We start from the raw sequence: 16149 nt of genomic DNA on the forward strand, positions 1-16149 counted from the left end.
CAACTACCTGGGATGGAGTGAACACCTTGAAACGCTATCTGTTTATCCTTTGTACATGCATGCTGCTATGGACATCTGCTCTGTCTGCCGCTGTAGCCGCGCCGCTGGTGCCAGAGCAGCTCAAGCAAATGATCGCCCTCTCTAGCGATGCCTTGATTAGCAGTGGAGATAACAACTGGGAAGAAGCAGCGAAAGCGATCAGCGGTATGAAGAGCGTCTGGGAGGGCAATTCGGAAGAAACCTCGGCAGATGCACAAGCTTTGACGCAAGCAATCACGGAAGCAGAAAAAGCCCTTGCTCAAGCAAAGGCGAATCCCGACACTGCAAAAGCAGCCATCTCCACTTTGGCAAAAGCAACGGATCGTTACGTTTCGTCCAAAGAAGAAGGCGGTCAGCCAAAAGAACGCGCACACAAGCAAATTGCGGCATTGCTACCGCTCTTGCAAAACAGCATGACAGCCATCACGGAAGGCGATCTGACAAAAGCCACGCAATCGTACAACAGCTTCGTCGCCGGCTGGTACAAGGCAGAGGGTCTTGTTCGAGCGGAAAATACCGCCGTCTACGGGGATATGGAAATCAAAATCAGCGGTGCGCGTATTGCCCTGAACACAGAACCACCCGATCCTAAAAAGAGCGCAGAGAAAGTACAGGCACTCATTACTACCGTGGACAATTATTTGTCAGGAAAGGCAGTCAAACAGGACGCTGTGAGTCCTTCTGCCGAACAACCCACCATCTCGTCTCTACTGGTACTCCTTGCATCAGTAGAAACAGATATCGCCAATCAGGACGCAAACGCTGCTTCGGACAAAATGGAGACCTTTATCACCTCTTGGCCCTCTGTAGAAGGCGTAGTCATGACCAAATCGCCTGCTACCTACAGCAGTATCGAAGCCAAGATGGTCGCCGTCCCGACACTCATCCTGTCCAATCCCCCGCAATGGGAAAAGGCGTCGGCTAATCTTGCGGAAATGAAGACAGAGCTTGAGCCATTTGCGACAGCGTCCTCATACACCGCGTGGGATGCGGGACTCATCTTGTTCCGCGAAGGACTCGAGGCTATCTTGATCATCGTCTCTCTCCTTACTGTCCTGAACAAGTCAGGCAATGCAGACAAGCGCAAATGGATCTGGTCTGGGTCAATTGCCGGGATCGTAGTTTCCGCTATTCTTGCCGTCATCCTCAGTGTCGTTTTCTCCAACCTGTCCACAGGCAACTCGCGAGAAACGATTGAGGGAGTAACCGGACTGGTTGCGGTCTTCTTTATGGTGACAATCGGTGCCTGGTTGCATAAGAAGTCCAATTTGCAGGCATGGAATCAATTTGTCGAGAAATCTATCGGCTCTTCTTTGGCAACAGGAGCTCTGTGGTCACTCTCATTTACCGCCTTTCTCGCTGTCGCCCGCGAAGGGGCAGAAACGATTATCTTTTATATGGGAATGGCCGCTACGATCTCCATGACAGATCTGGTGATTGGTATTTTGAGCGCGCTTGTCGTGTTGGCCGTGATTGGCTTTGTCATCATCAAGCTCAGTGCACGCATTCCGGTGCGTCCGTTCTTTTTTGTTGCCAGCCTATTGCTCTACTACATGGCATTTAAATTCGTCGGCGTCAGCATCCACGCTTTGCAGGTGACGGGAAGCCTATCTGCACACAGCAGCGATTACTTGTGGTACGCACCGACTCTCGGCATTTACGCGAGCTGGGAAACGACGATCCCGCAATTGATCGTACTCGTGATCGTTCTTTTCAATTTGTTCCTGTATTCTCGAAAAAAAGCCGCCACTCCTATTCCACGGGTGAACTAGAAAAGAGAAAACCTGAAAAACGCAGCTCCATCACGAGGGCTGCGTTTTTTGTAACCCCGCTATTATTTTTGACAAACATTCTTTCTCGCAAGTTCACATTTTTTCTGATATCCTTAAATTTTTATGGAGGAAGTTATGTTACCATATTACAGGTGTAACCTTCTTTTTACATTTTCCGTCATTAGAAGGTACAAGATTCGATATTAGGATAGGGGTTAGATATGGGGGCAACATCAAATTCTGTTAAAGTTGACGTCAAAACAACGCCACGCGTTCGACAAAATATGGTCTACCTATTAGTGAAGCAGCTTCGTCCACATCAATGGACAAAAAACTTGCTTGTCTTTGCTGCCTTGCTATTTTCCTTGCACAAAGTAAGTCCGGATGTCATTGGAAAATCAGTGCTGGCCTTCCTGCTGTTTTGTTTTGTATCCGGCTGTGTGTATATCCTCAATGATTTTGTCGATATCAAAAATGACCGAAATCACCCGGAAAAACAGTTCCGGCCCATGGCTTCTGGTGCATTGCCGCCAGCCCTTGCATTAGCATTCGGTGTGTTTTTGTTATTAGGTTCCCTGTTTAGTGCTTATTACTTTGACCGATTATTCGCGCTCGTACTGCTGGTTTACTTTGTGCTCAATGTCGCTTATTCGCTGAAGCTGAAGCATGTGGTCATTCTGGACGTCATGATTATCTCAGCTGGTTTTGTTTTGCGTGCCATCGGAGGAAGTCTGATGATCCAAACACCGTTCACGCCGTGGTTTTTGCTCTGTACGATGCTGCTCGCGCTGTTTTTAGCCATCAGCAAACGTCGCCACGAGTTGATCTTGTTGCAGCAAGATAAAGGAACGCATCGCAAAGTGCTCGACAGTTATTCGTCCGAGTTATTGAATCAGTTGAATACGATTGTGACGACCATGACAATCATCAGCTATTCCTTGTTCACTTTTACATCGGGACGCACGATTCACTTAATGTGGACCATTCCGCTCGTGATCTTTGGTATTTTCCGTTACCTGTATTTGATCACCGTTGCAGGCCAGGGTGGTAGTCCGGAAAAAGTTTTGTTGCAGGACAAGCCGATTCTCATTACGGTGTTCCTGTATGTCATCATGGTGGCCGGGATTATTTACGTATTTGAATTGAAATAAGGTAGTTTTGAAATTATTTTGTACATGAAGTTACTTGCTCAGATAGGTTGTGGATCAGACTATGCCATCAATTGTTCTCATCATCATTTCTGTGATCCTCAGTGCGTGTGGACAAGTCGCGATGAAGATGGGCGCATCCTCGCTCACCAGCAACAATGACATGCTGCTACTGAAGTTCCTGCACTATTTCACGAACCTGCCGATTATGGTGGGACTTGCGCTTTACGGACTTTCTGCGTTTATCTGGATTGCTGCGCTCGAAAAGGTGCAGCTCTCCTATGCTTATCCCATGGCAGCACTCGGATACGTGTTGGTAGCTGTGCTGTCCTTCTTGATCTTCAACGAACCGTTGTCCCTTACACGTATTGCCGGTCTGGCGATTATCGTCGTGGGCGTCGTCGTCATTTCTCAATCGTAATCATCACGTAGAGGAGTTTTCTCATGTTATATGCGATAGCACCGTTTATCGGCTGGCTCGTGTCCGGAATAACCAAATTTTTGATTAATTCCCTCCGTTTTGGGTCCCGGGCCAAAGAAATGGTCGGGAACGGCGGATTTCCTAGCACGCACACAACTGTCATGGTCACGACTGTGTTTTTGATTGGTTTGCAGGAGGGCTTTTCTCATCCTGCATTCGGGCTGGGTGTGGCTGTGACATTTATTGTGATCATCGATGCGACTGGCTTGCGCAGAGCGGTAGGAAAACATGCAGAGGCACTTAATAAGCTCGCACAGGAACATCCGGACGTGTTTCCCACCAAGCCTTTGCGTGAAAGCATGGGACATACCAGATGGGAAATTGCCGGGGGTCTGGTGCTCGGGGTACTGCTTGCGACTGTATTGCATCTGCTGGCAGCGAACCTCCCTAACCTCATTGGCTAGTAGATTCGTAGACAGGAGATTATGTTCATGAATAACCGTACAGCTACGTACTCGTTCCTCCTCGGGACGGCTTTGCTATTGTTTATGGCTACGATTGTGCTTAGCACATCGGTTTTATTTTTGTTCGGCGTATCCGTGACGGCCGCAAGCTTTTGGATCGGCCTCTTTGCGGCTTTGGCTGCGATGGGCGCGATGGTGTCGGTCTTCGTAAGTTCACGTCGTCGGGCCTGGTTTTTCTCCGTGTTGGCTGGACTGGCGCTTGTTTCAGGCATCAGCTACTTCATCAGCGCTAATACGTTTGATCTCTCTTTTGACGGACAAACGTATCATCAAGAAGCAATCGTGAAGCTAACCAACGGCTGGAATCCGGTTCATGACCAGCCCATCCTCAAGCCTCCTGGTTCAAAAGAAGTGGAGAAGATGGATAATCGAGAGGTTCTCTCGGCCTTTCACCTGTGGATCAATCATTACGCCAAAGGTCCATGGATGCTCGATGCGGTCATGTATAAACTTACTGGTCAGATTGAGGTTAGCAAAATATTCAACCTGTTGTTGATTGCATCGTCCTTTTTCCTGACACTCGCTGCCATCCGAACCGCTTTCCCGAAGAGAAAAGGGGCGGCAATTGCCTTCGCGCTTCTCGCAGCGTTCAATCCCACGGTGATTACGCAATCGACTTCCTTCTATATTGACGGACAGCTTGGTTCACTCGTGCTGATCCTCTGTGCTCTCGGATATCTGCTGTATAAGCGCTACCATGTCTGGACGCTACTGGCACTATGCGCAGCGCTCATGCTGCTAGCGCAGATCAAATTCACGGCATTGGGGTATGCCGGATTGCTCGGATTGGCTATTCTCGTGCTCTTCTTTTTCTATGATCGCCGTCAGCACATCAAAAGCATGCTCGTGTGGCTTTCGATTAGTCTGATTATCACCGTAGGGGTTGTCGGGTTCAATCCGTATGTCACCAACACGCTAACGAAGGGACATCCGTTTTATCCGTTGGCAGGCAAAGGTGCCGTTGATATCATGACCTCGAACAGCCCGCATGGCTTCAAAGACAATTCCGGTATAGAAAATCTGGCTATCTCCTTATTTTCCAAATCGGAGAATATTGCAACACCCCATAGCCCTACATGGAAGGTGCCATTTACGGTCACATGGAAAGAGCTCTCCGTGTTCTACTCTCCTGACGTGCGTGTAGCCGGATTCGGGCCGCTTTTCGGAGGAGCTGTGATTGTCACATTGCTGCTTCTCGTCGCCTTGCTTTTGGGGACTCATCGAAAAAAAGCGGCACCTTTCTTGTGGATCAGTCTGGCGCTCTTCGTGACCGTGCTGATTAATCCGGAAAGCTGGTGGGCGCGCTATGTTCCGCAGCTTTGGTTAATTCCACTCTTGATTGCGCTGGCAGTCTTGGATGTTCAGAAGGGCTTTTTCCGCAATGCGGGCAAGGTTCTGGTCGTCATTTTACTCGCCAATATGGTGATGGTAAATGCTTCTCATATCATTGGGCAGTCTGGGGCCAATGCATTAGTGAAAAAGCAGCTTGAAGAGATCAAAGCAAGCAACAAAACGCTGGTCGTAGACTTCCACCATTTCAATGCGGTGAAAGTACGTCTGCAAGAAGCGGGCATTCCTTTCGTCGAGCAAAAGCTGGATAAAGGTGAAGATGTCAAAGGCTTTATGATTACGCGTGCGGTTTATCTTTTGAAATAAAAGATAGAAGGGGCGTCTCTCAGTCGGGAAATCGACTTTTGGGACAGTCCCTTTTTCTTATTAGCTGTGTGTAGTGGACGAGACACCCGCTTGCATAAATGTAAAAATTTCCATAATAGTCATTGGAAAACTATGGTAAAGTTTACTTGTGTTGATTATCCAGAAGGGAGTGTGCATCATGCCTGTTGAAACATTCAAAGCAACTGCACATCTACAGAAGGGAATGGTTGTGAAGGCCAGTTCCAGAAATTTCGAGGTAACCATCGATGAACCGAAAAGCTTGGGGGGTACGGATACCGGCATGAACCCGGTTGAACTGGTGCTCTCCGCATTAGGCGCATGCCAATCGATCGTTGCCAGAGTATATGCCAGGAAGTTTCATATTCAACTCCACGATTTTTGGGTGGAAGTTGAAGGCGATCTCGATACGGATGGCTTCATGAACAAATCTGATGTCCGACGCGGGTATTCCGAGATTCGATACACCTTTCATATCAAAACCGATGCTCCAAGAGAGCAAGTCGAGTCTTTTGTGGAGTTTTTAGAACAGACATGCCCGGTTGGAGATACGATTGCGAATCCTGTCACGCTTAAATTAAACGGTATTGTTATTGAAAAACCGAGCGAGATAAAGGCGAATGATTAAAATAAGGCTCCCAATTGGGAGCCTTTGTCGTATTTTTGATCAAAAGCAAGTGTTACCACCCTTGTGGTGCTTTTCTTATGTCCAATAATCGAAGGAGGACATAAGGCTTATGATCAATGAAATCCGTCTCAGGTTGGTTATTTTCGTTTTTTGGCTTTAGTAAAATGGAGAGGCATAAATTACCACAGAGAGAAGAGATGAAGGAGTGACATGATGCCTTTACTCCCCCCTAAAACTTTAACTAATTTCCCGATCGGCGCTATAAAAAATCCCGCAATAGTCAAGCAGATAGACGCAACTGGACTCGAGGAGCTATACATCGACGTGAATGTCCTCGGAAACCTGATCATTTGCTTTGACGCAAAATCCGATGCTACAGTGGTTTCGGCAGGTGAAGAGCACCTTCTTCCTGCGCGTATCGAACGGGTTGATCGTACTCTTGTTATTGAAGGGCGTAATATCGGGACATACTTTCGCCATAGACAGAAGCAAAAAATCCTTTCAGAGGTTCATGTTCCCCTACAAACAAAGGTCAGTGCCTCATTTACTGGGGGCGTTATGATTTTGAATGGTGGAGAAGGGGATGTAGCGATACAAGGTCAATTCGGAGAAGTTGCCGGAATCACACACTCCAAAAACATTAACATTCAAATGCGTGGCGGTGACGTCTCCCTCAATGAGTTATCAGGAACTGCTTCGATTCACCTTTCTATTGGGAGTGCAACTTTGGGTTGGACAGAACTACGAGGAACCGAGCAAATCAATATCCAATGCGGATTTGGTGGGGTTGATTTATTGTTCCCTCCTCATATTACCCCTGTTGCAGAATCTGGCGGACCCTTCAAAGGGAAGAAAATTACTACTCTTCCGGGTACAAATATCCATGCAAGGATTGGTTTCGGTGGATTAGATCTTTTAAATTGGGGCTAGAAGAATTCGATGAAAAGGAATCATAACCTTCCGTTCACTTCAAAAAAGCCGGTTAACGCTAAAAGCGTAACCAGCTTCTTTGTACCCTACTTTTATGGATCTTACATAAACACAAAGTAAATAACTGCTGCCAGCACCAGACGGTAAATCGCAAAAGGCGTCAGCTTGATGCGATTAATCAGCTTCAAGAAGAAACGAATCGACAGGAGCGCAAACACAAACGCGCTAATAAAACCGATGACGAAAAACGGAATGCTGTCCATTGTAATCGCATCCCAACGCTTCAACAGCGACAAAAAGCTCGCACCCGCCATGATCGGCACCGCCATAATAAACGTGAAGTCTGCCGCCGCCCGATGGCTCATGCCCAACAATACGCCCCCCGAGATCGTGGAACCCGAACGGGAAAAGCCAGGCCACAGCGAGAAGCATTGAATAAGTCCGACCAGAAATGCATGCTTGTACGTAATCTGATCAACCGACTCGATCTTGGGACGTCTTGGTCGGAACCAATCCGCAGCCAACATAAGCAAAGCGCCCAGCACGAGTCCGATTACCACGGTCTTCGTCGAGAACAAATACTCATCGATGTAGTCGTCAAACAGAACACCCAGAATCCCCGCAGGAATCAAACCGACAATGACCGTAGCCAAATTCAGTCGAGGTCCTGCCTGAACCTCACGCTTACCCACCAGTCTGTTGAGGCCGAGCAAGCTCATGAACCGATCCCACATCAAAACCACGACAGCCAAAATCGAGCCGAGCTGAATGACAATTTTGAAGGTGTTGGCCACTTCAGGTGAGAACAAATCTTTCGTATGGAACAAAAAGTCATCCACGATGATCATGTGACCCGTAGAGGAAACAGGGGCAAACTCAGTCAAACCTTCTACTAGCCCCAGCACAATCGCAACAAAAGCTTCCCAGAGACCCAAAAATTCCACGCTCCTATGAATGATGTCCAAAATCAATAGGCAGCAGCCGCCCTGAAAAAGAAAAGAGCAGACTACCGCTTCTAGCATTATAACGTTCATCTCCGCTACAAAGTTACATCCTGATCGAAAAACATTCTAGTAAATTATTGATGGGATTTCCCACAGTGAAAGCCCTCATGTTTTTCTTTATTCATTTAACTCTACAAGATGTGAATCGAAAAGCTGGCCGGAAGAAGCGAATTTCCAGTCCAAGCGCCTCTGGAGCCCGCCCCAGCTTCGGAATAAATGGCGGGGAATTTAAGCTTTTATTACATACAAAAACGCATCCGCGTTTTCTGGTTTGAAGCGCTCCCGCCATTTATTTCGAAGCGGACAGTCATACCCCTTGCGGGGCGTAGGCCGAAGCGTAGACTGGAAATTCGCTTCTTCCCTCCACTACACCCCCTACCGATTCACATATTGCAACGTCCCATCCCCCATGTCACCAAGTCGCCAAAGCGCAATTTTCTCAATACCCGCTTTCTTTGCAACTGCAACCCATTGAGACAGCGTTTCTTCATCCGCATACCAGACTGTGTGCTTTTGGCCGTCTTCACCGATATAGTCAAAGTACAGACTGCCGCTCGCTTTATCCCGCTTGGGTGGCTCGATACTCGACACAGCAAGGTCTGCTGCCTGCTTTTCCGTCACTGCCGTCACTTTGCCATCACTGGCCCAGTCAAACCCGCCTACAGATAGGGCCATGACTTTGTCACCCGGCACTTTTTGCATGCGATGGGCAAGCTCCTCAATAAATGCATGATCAGCTTTGGGACCTGGCTCTGTATTTGTACCGTACAAATTATAAGCCATCATGACGTAAGTAGGACCCTTTGGCAATGCCAACTCTTCAATCGGCGCGCGCGGCTCCAATACGATGCGAAGCGACTTTCCCTCCTGCTCCATATGCTGATACAGGGTATGGATAAAAGTAAGGAAGTTGTCCCAGTCTTTCTCGTCAATTCTCTCATAATCGATTTCTAAACCATGAAAGCCATTCTCGATCACGGCATTTTTGATCTCCATAATATGCTTGGTACGGCTTGCATCTGTCGCCATGAGCCGGCTGACAATCGACGGGTCCTTTTGAACCTGCGTACCATTACTGTTAAGACGATCATTCACAATGGTTAAATCGAGATCGACATAGCTGCCCTGCTTCGATGCTTCCTTGATCTCAGGCATCGCCTTGGTCATGCGATCAGTAAAGTGCAGCTTGTCATTTTCATCAAAATACGCCGCGAAGACCTGCACACTGGACAAGCCATCCGTTATCCTGCGGAAATCCTCCAAACCGGATTCCCATTGCCAGTCTACCACCCAGGCAGACAATTCGGTCGTGTTGTTAGCCGCATCTACGCTCTCTAAGCTTTCGGTATCATTCCATTTCATCATGTACCATACGAGGCATACGAGGATGACACACACTACTATCAGAAGAGCAGTCAAAATGATCGATCGTTTCTTGATGTTTGACACCTTACACAGATCCCCCTTGTTTCGGATTTAAAAGGTGTCGATGACCCAGTCTACTGCGGCAGAAATAGCTTTCTTGGTTGAACTAACGACTCCTGCAAGCCCTGTCTGCACATTACTGAACAGCATCTTTTGCTCACCATTTGGTTGCTCTAGGGACGCAATCTGTACGTCCGCAAACACCCCGTCATAAATGTCGTCCTTTTTGTTCACATCACTATAGGCCGCTTCCAATGCAACACCACCGCTGCTAATGCTTGGGTCGATCTGTTGCTTGTCCAAGAGTATTGTATTGTCCACGGAAACACTGAGACGATCGCCTTGAACAGTCATTTCGAATGGACGCTTATTTTTAATGTTGATCGGGTATTTTTCCAGCTTGGGAGCACCAGACTCGCCTTGCTCTCTCGTATAAACAGAGGCACGGTCGAAGGTCAAATCCTCGGGATTCCAAATCACTTGGCTCAATTCCGTTTTGAAAAGCTCCTGTACTTCGCCTTTTTCCTTCTTCTGCTCGACACGCAGCTCATTATCATGCAGGACGACTCGTACAAAGCTGCCTTTTTCCCGCTCGTAGCGCAAATATATGGACTGTTTGCCAATTACATTCCCTTCCAGCTTGGCAGAAAGCTTGATATCCTTCTGGCTGTCGCTGTTTTTTAAATATAACATGCCAGAGCCAGCAGCTGGAGAGGTCAAGACGATCTGATCCTCCATAAATTGCGCGGTGCCACCGAGACGGTCCCACTCTTTGGCTTGCTCTTCATCACCGCGAACGAAGCGAATCTTCTCGCCGGTGTCTTTTTGGATGCGCATCAACAAATGATTGGTGTACCAGTACGGCTCTGGCTGCACGCGAGTCAGGTTGTACAGATCGCCCTCGCTGTCGTTGTAGGCGGTTCCTTCCCGGTTAAAGTGCATCGTAAAATACTTTTTGATATTCGCGTCGTTCGCATCCGCTACCAAGCGATTCATCCCGCCATACAGGGTGTTCGCATGCATGATCATATAGGCACCCGGGACAAAGCCCAATTGATTCATATACGTATCATTCATCCGCTTGTAGTCTTCGTTGATTCTCGCTTCCATCTTGCTTCTGTCTTCTATCGGGATCATATTGCTGTCACGGATAAAGTCCATCAAGTAGTGATTATAATAGCCTACCTTTGTTTTATTCGATAACTCACTCTCATCCTTCACCCCGATGAAATTGCCCTGATCATCAAACACATTGATGTACGTCAACCGATAGCCGTTGGAACCGAGCTCCCAGAAGCCATTTTCCATCATTTTTTTCATGTCTTCCGGCTGCAGGAATTTGTTCTCGCTGTTTCCCATCTTGTTGCCGTAAGACAATGCCGTTGCTTTGAAGTTGTACTTCTCCAAAAGCGGTTGGGCAAACAAGCTCGAATCGTTGCGGCCATCTTCAAAGGCTAAGAACAGTGCCTTCTCAGGAAGTGGCTTCTTTTTCTTGTAAAAGTCCAAAATATCTTGTTGCGAGATCGTTTGATATCCCTGGTCATACAACGCCTGCAGCTGCTCGTCCAATTGCTCCTTGGCTACTAATTTCGGTGTACCCGTACGACCTACGCCAAAATAGGAGATGGCGATAAAGCCTTTGTCATTCGTCCAGCTCGCTTTATTCGGCTCCTCATACTTCTTCCAATCAAATACAGCATTATATAACATGACACCCAGGACGACTAAGATAGCGACCTGGCTCAGCGTTTTGATAAATTTATTGCGATCTTTTTTCCGATAGTCCAAGACATCGCTCGTCGTTTTCCCCATAGCTCCTGACACCCTCACTCCCTTTGTCTTTCCCTCTTAAAATGGCAGCCCAAAGCCTTTTTTGTTCTTCTTTCGGGCTTCTTTTTTCAATCTCGCTTCGACGTCCTGCGGCGTTTCTCGCGTACCCCACGTAGATTTCCAGAATGTCACCCAAGCCACAGGCATTTGCCACAACAGCACCAGCTCATAAAACACACAAAAGACAAGCCCGAAAACCCACAGCTTGCTTCTGCGGAAAAACAGATGGGCCAAGCTCATTAAGAGTGCCATCAGCAGCAAGCCCATTAAAAACGTGCCCGGGAAAACGTGATGAACCAGCGGGACGTATATGAGGTTGTACAGAACGATGACAGGGGCAGCGATAGGAACAATCAGACCAATGTAAAAGAAGATCGCCATAAAAGGCTCCTTGCGCCAAATAAAGCCGCTGGCACGCAAAGATTCCCTCAACCACGAACGCTTCCAGCGCATCTGCTGCTTCAAAAATACGTTCATGTCAGATGGTACAATCGTCGAGCAAATGGCGGAATCCTGATAGCCTGTCCGATGTGTTCGCAAAATAAAGTTGGTCATGCTTCGATCATCACCAAAAGTGGCAGGCTGCCCAAGAAACTTCTGATTCAGCCATGCTTCGGAATGCTGCAAAATCAATTCCTTGCGATAACAAGACAACGGCCCAGACAAGCAAGTAACACTGTCAAACCACGACTCAGCCGCTTTCATGATGCGAAAGGCAATGTAGTAACGAACGGTTTGCAGCTTGGTGATCGCGTTGGTGAACTTGTTTTCCACATCTGTACGCCCTGCAACGCCACCCATTTTCGGGTCTTGGAAGGGCTGTACGAGGTTGCGAATCGCAGTCGGTTCCAAAAAGCTGTCTGAATCAACAAAGACGACCAAATCGTGCTTGGCCATTTCCACACCTTTGACCAAAGCAACCCGTTTCCCGCCGTTTTCAGAGAGAATATGCATCTTCACGCGCTCGCGGGTCATATAGCGCTCGGCCTCGTTATGAATCATATCGATGACCTTTTGAATCTCTTCTGCTGATCGGTCTGTCGAGCGGTCGTCTACCACGATGACCTCCAGCTTATCAATCGGGTAGTTCTGATTCACACAACTCAAAATCGTCCGGTGAATCCACTGCTCTTCGTTGAAGCACGGAATAATGATGCTCACGCCCGGTGTATAGTCCGGATTGACGGGAACCCCCCGATAAAGAGCACCGAATAAATACCGTGTCAGCAAAAAGGCAGCGGCAATCAAGCTGTACAAATACAAGTACATGTTGTATTTGAAATAAATCACACTCTCCGCGCGCATGAGCACGATAAACGCCGCAGCGAAAAACAGGAACGTACTTGCAATATAAATGGCGTATCCCCAGCGTTTTTTGCGAAAATAGTCAGTCAGCGGTTTGGAAAACTCGAAGGCGAGCATGAACTTCTGACGCCCGTCCTCCTCCTGGGTAAACGAGCGAACAACCGCTGCATCCAGCTTCACCGTTGATTCATAGCCTTCTGGCATTGTACCTGGCGGGATTGTGCAATGGATCATAAACACTTGTCCCACCTGGATGTCTTCCCTCTCCGAATCTAATTCAACTAATAGTCCAGTCGAAGAAATGTCCACGGCTCTGGCCTTGATTCCGTCCTTGATCCGCTGTTTTTTGGTCAATAGCGTCACCGGGAAATCCGCCATATAACGCAGACTCAGCATCCGAATGCGATTCAGGTATTCCGGGTCCTCCAGCTTTCCTGACTCATCCGAATCTTTAGCACCGCGGCGGTCCACTTGGACACGAATTTTCTCCGGATCTGGCACATTCGACAGCACGCGTCTCTCTGTTTTGGAAACCGTCAGTACTTCTTCGATTTTCTCTTTCTTTTTTGGCTTTATTTTCTCGATCAACTGTTTCATCACTGCCGCTCTCTCCCCTCCACTGCTTTATAAGCTCCAGTAATGAAATCCACTGTTTACAAAGTCAGCTTTGGAATAAATCTCTTTTATATCGATCATGATTTTTGCCGCATTCTTGCCGTACATCGTGGCAAATTCAGCGACTTCCATCTGGGCAAAGGGAACATGCGGGACCGCTACAACCACAATGTCCAAGTCGTGGAGAGCCTTCATCTCTGACAGCTCGATGCCGTATTCCTCGAATGCCTCCCGCGGATTCACCATCGGGTCTACGACTAACGGATTCATGCCGTATTCTTTCAATTCCCCAATAATATCTGTCACCTTTGTATTTCGAATATCTGCGCAATCTTCTTTGTAGGACAGGCCTAATATGCCAATCCTTACATTTTGAAGATCGAGCTTCGCGCGAACGGCCATCTTAATAATCTGTTGGGCGACATATTTCCCCATGCCATCATTAATGTGTCTGGCTGCCAAAATGATGCGGGAGCGATAGCCGCTGTCTTCTGCTTTGTACGTTAAATAGTAAGGGTCAATACCAATGCAATGCCCGCCGACCAACCCCGGTGCAAAAGGGAGGAAGTTCCATTTGGTCCCTGCCGCTTGCAATACTGCTTTTGTCGGAATATCCATCTGATTGAACAGCATCGCCAGCTCATTCATAAACGCAATATTGACATCCCGCTGAGCATTTTCAATGACTTTTGCCGCTTCCGCTACCTTGATGCTTTCCGCTCGATAAACGCCCGCCTTGATCACGAGCTCGTAGACGCTTGCTACGATTCCAAGTGTTTCTTCATCCATCCCCGATACGATCTTGACGATGTTTTCCAGGCGATTTACTTTGTCTCCCGGGTTGATGCGTTCTGGTGAATAGCCGATCTTGAAGTCTATACCACAACGCATGCCCGATTCCGTCTCCAAAATCGGCAAGCAGACATCTTCGGTTGCCCCAGGATAAACCGTTGATTCAAAGACAACGACTGACCCTTTTTTCAACTGTCTGCCCACCATGCGGGACGCGCTTTCTACATATTTCAGGTCTGGAACATTACCGCTTTTGACCGGGGTCGGCACGGCGACGATAAAAAATCCCGCTTCCTGCAATCTATTTTCATCTGATGTGAATTCAATAGCAGCTTCACTCGTCAGCTCCTGATCCACGTCCGCATCATGAAAGTTTCCCTTTTGATAGGCTGCTACCTTCTCTTTGTTTACATCAAATCCAATCACAGAAGCACGTTTGGAAAGTGCCATCGCTATCGGCAAGCCTACGTACCCAAGACCGACGACAGCAATTTTTTCCTTCCTCTCCACAATCCCTTCGTACAAATTCATAAGCTGGCTCCCTCTCCCTGTTTTATTTTGGGCTTTATTGGCCAAACATCTCTGTCATGGGTACAAGTGTGTATCCTTTGCTTCTTAGCTGGTCAATTACGATTGGCAACGCCTCTATTGTGTGAATGTCATCGAGCATATGTAGTAGAATCACGCTTCCGCTCCGCGTCTGCTCCATAATGTCTTTGACGATATCGTCTGCACTTCGTTTCTTGTCGTAATCGGACGGCGTCACATCATAAATCGTAATATCCTTGTAGCCCGTTGCTGCAATCGCCTTGAGTGTCTGTTCGTCGAACGCCCCGGTTGGCGGTCTGAAATACATCGTCGGCTTCTGCTGAATTGCTTCGGTAATGATCTGATGGGCTTTGACAATCTCTTTTTGCAATTCTTCCGGCGCAATTTTGGTATTCACCGGATGAGAATAGGTGTGATTGGCTACGTCGTGTCCCGCTTCCGCAATCGCTCTCGCCAAGTTTGGATTTCGCTCTACACCATCTGCGCGAAGGAAAAACGAAGCCTTTACTCCTTTTTTGTCCAAAATATCGAGAATCTTCGTAACCGTTTGATCCGTACCCCAATCATCGAAGGATAAGGCGACCATCTTTTTGTCTGTTTCTTTTCGGTAGATGAGATTTGGCTTGGCTTCGTAATACACCGCATTCATTTTGGCTGCATCAAAACCTGGAATTTCTTTCAGCGGCTTACGCTCCTGACCTTGTGCAATCAACTTATGTAATGGGACAAATCTGTATCCGACATCAGTAGCTGCCTCTGCGAGAAGACGGATGTTTTCGATTACAGACTTGTTCTCTTCTGTATCCATCTCAATGATGCCGCCGCGATTCATATATTTTCGTAAATAGTGTCTCTTGTCAGCTTCCGTCTCTTTTTGCCAATTGTGCAGAAACAGACTAGAGGACACGACGGCTTCTTGTCCATTGTGAGCAGCTACCAAACGGAGATCGTCGTTGTATTCACCCGACTTCGTTCTGACATACCGCGGTGTTTGGCCCGTTTCTCTTTGAATGACCTCATTGGTCAACTCGATGTCTTGGTACATTTTCTCGTAAGGTTGGCCCTGCAAGTCCGATTTGTTCAACGTATTGTTTTCAATCTCGTGACCTCTGGCGACAATTTCTCGCGCAATGTCAGGCTCCTCAGCCACTCTCATTCCTGGCATGAAAAAAGCTGCCTTGATGTGGTACTTGTCCAACTCATCTAGCAATCTTTTCATCGTGTCCTTATCCGCCATCCCATTAAAAGTAAGAGCAAGCTGTCTTTGCGTCGTGTAGACCATCGACACTGCCTTGCTCTTTTCCCCTTGGTAACGCTCGATTTTTTCAGGTTTGGCTGGCGCAGGCCCCTTATCTGCACCGTTTTCATTCCCCTGAAACGGTGAACAGCCTGCCAACAATGCCACGATCGCTACCAGGGAGATCCAGTGAAATAATCGGAACCCACTGGCCCCTTTCCAATGACTAATCATGATTGTCCCCTTTTCATGTAAG

General features: G+C 47.7%; 13 protein-coding genes. 7 read left to right on the forward strand and 6 right to left on the reverse strand.

Annotation, left to right across the window (positions count from 1 at the left end):
• Nucleotides 1-26: 26 nt before the first annotated feature.
• The 7 genes from ACUUHJ_RS30540 (at nucleotide 27) to ACUUHJ_RS30570 (ending at nucleotide 7136) form a co-directional block, all read left to right on the forward strand.
• Complete coding sequence (locus tag ACUUHJ_RS30540) at nucleotides 27-1811, forward strand: FTR1 family iron permease (protein ID WP_472300899.1); 1785 nt, start codon at nucleotides 27-29, stop codon at nucleotides 1809-1811.
• A 221-nt stretch (nucleotides 1812-2032) separates the two neighbouring features.
• Entirely contained in the window at nucleotides 2033-2962 is a 930-nt protein-coding gene (locus ACUUHJ_RS30545) for a decaprenyl-phosphate phosphoribosyltransferase (protein ID WP_289675174.1), read from the forward strand.
• A 61-nt stretch (nucleotides 2963-3023) separates the two neighbouring features.
• Nucleotides 3024-3380: an SMR family transporter gene (locus tag ACUUHJ_RS30550; protein ID WP_041749727.1), complete on the forward strand. Its 357-nt coding sequence runs from the start codon at nucleotides 3024-3026 to the stop codon at nucleotides 3378-3380.
• Nucleotides 3381-3403: 23 nt separating this feature from the next.
• Nucleotides 3404-3844, forward strand: a complete 441-nt coding sequence (locus ACUUHJ_RS30555) for a divergent PAP2 family protein (protein ID WP_289675177.1) — start codon at nucleotides 3404-3406, stop codon at nucleotides 3842-3844.
• Nucleotides 3845-3871: 27 nt separating this feature from the next.
• Nucleotides 3872-5560 carry a hypothetical protein gene (locus ACUUHJ_RS30560; protein ID WP_472300901.1) on the forward strand — a complete coding sequence of 563 codons (1689 nt, stop codon included), beginning with the start codon at nucleotides 3872-3874 and terminating at the stop codon, nucleotides 5558-5560.
• A gap of 178 nt (nucleotides 5561-5738) precedes the next feature.
• On the forward strand, nucleotides 5739-6206 hold the full coding sequence (locus ACUUHJ_RS30565; RefSeq protein ID WP_472300903.1) for an OsmC family protein: 468 nt from the start codon (nucleotides 5739-5741) through the stop codon (nucleotides 6204-6206).
• 210 nt (nucleotides 6207-6416) lie between these two features.
• On the forward strand, nucleotides 6417-7136 hold the full coding sequence (locus ACUUHJ_RS30570) for a hypothetical protein (protein ID WP_472300904.1): 720 nt from the start codon (nucleotides 6417-6419) through the stop codon (nucleotides 7134-7136).
• Nucleotides 7137-7237: 101 nt separating this feature from the next.
• Here the strand turns inward: ACUUHJ_RS30570 and ACUUHJ_RS30575 are convergent, their stop codons facing one another.
• The 6 genes from ACUUHJ_RS30575 to ACUUHJ_RS30600 form a co-directional block, all read right to left on the reverse strand.
• The gene (locus tag ACUUHJ_RS30575) at nucleotides 7238-8071 is read right to left on the reverse strand and encodes an undecaprenyl-diphosphate phosphatase (protein WP_472300905.1); all 834 of its coding nucleotides are present in this window, start codon (nucleotides 8069-8071) and stop codon (nucleotides 7238-7240) included.
• A 444-nt stretch (nucleotides 8072-8515) separates the two neighbouring features.
• Nucleotides 8516-9589 carry a glycosyl hydrolase family 18 protein gene (locus ACUUHJ_RS30580; protein ID WP_472300906.1) on the reverse strand — a complete coding sequence of 358 codons (1074 nt, stop codon included), beginning with the start codon at nucleotides 9587-9589 and terminating at the stop codon, nucleotides 8516-8518.
• Nucleotides 9590-9616: 27 nt separating this feature from the next.
• Nucleotides 9617-11377 (reverse strand): polysaccharide deacetylase family protein, encoded by a 1761-nt coding sequence (locus tag ACUUHJ_RS30585; RefSeq protein WP_472300907.1) that lies wholly within the window; start codon nucleotides 11375-11377, stop codon nucleotides 9617-9619.
• Nucleotides 11378-11413: 36 nt separating this feature from the next.
• Complete coding sequence (locus ACUUHJ_RS30590) at nucleotides 11414-13297, reverse strand: glycosyltransferase family 2 protein (protein WP_472301259.1); 1884 nt, start codon at nucleotides 13295-13297, stop codon at nucleotides 11414-11416.
• Nucleotides 13298-13324: 27 nt separating this feature from the next.
• Nucleotides 13325-14638: a nucleotide sugar dehydrogenase gene (locus tag ACUUHJ_RS30595; protein ID WP_289675190.1), complete on the reverse strand. Its 1314-nt coding sequence runs from the start codon at nucleotides 14636-14638 to the stop codon at nucleotides 13325-13327.
• 34 nt (nucleotides 14639-14672) lie between these two features.
• On the reverse strand, nucleotides 14673-16127 hold the full coding sequence (locus tag ACUUHJ_RS30600) for a polysaccharide deacetylase family protein (RefSeq protein ID WP_472300909.1): 1455 nt from the start codon (nucleotides 16125-16127) through the stop codon (nucleotides 14673-14675).
• Between the last annotated feature and the right edge of the window lie 22 nt (nucleotides 16128-16149).

The sequence above is a fragment of the Brevibacillus schisleri genome, from assembly GCF_055685845.1.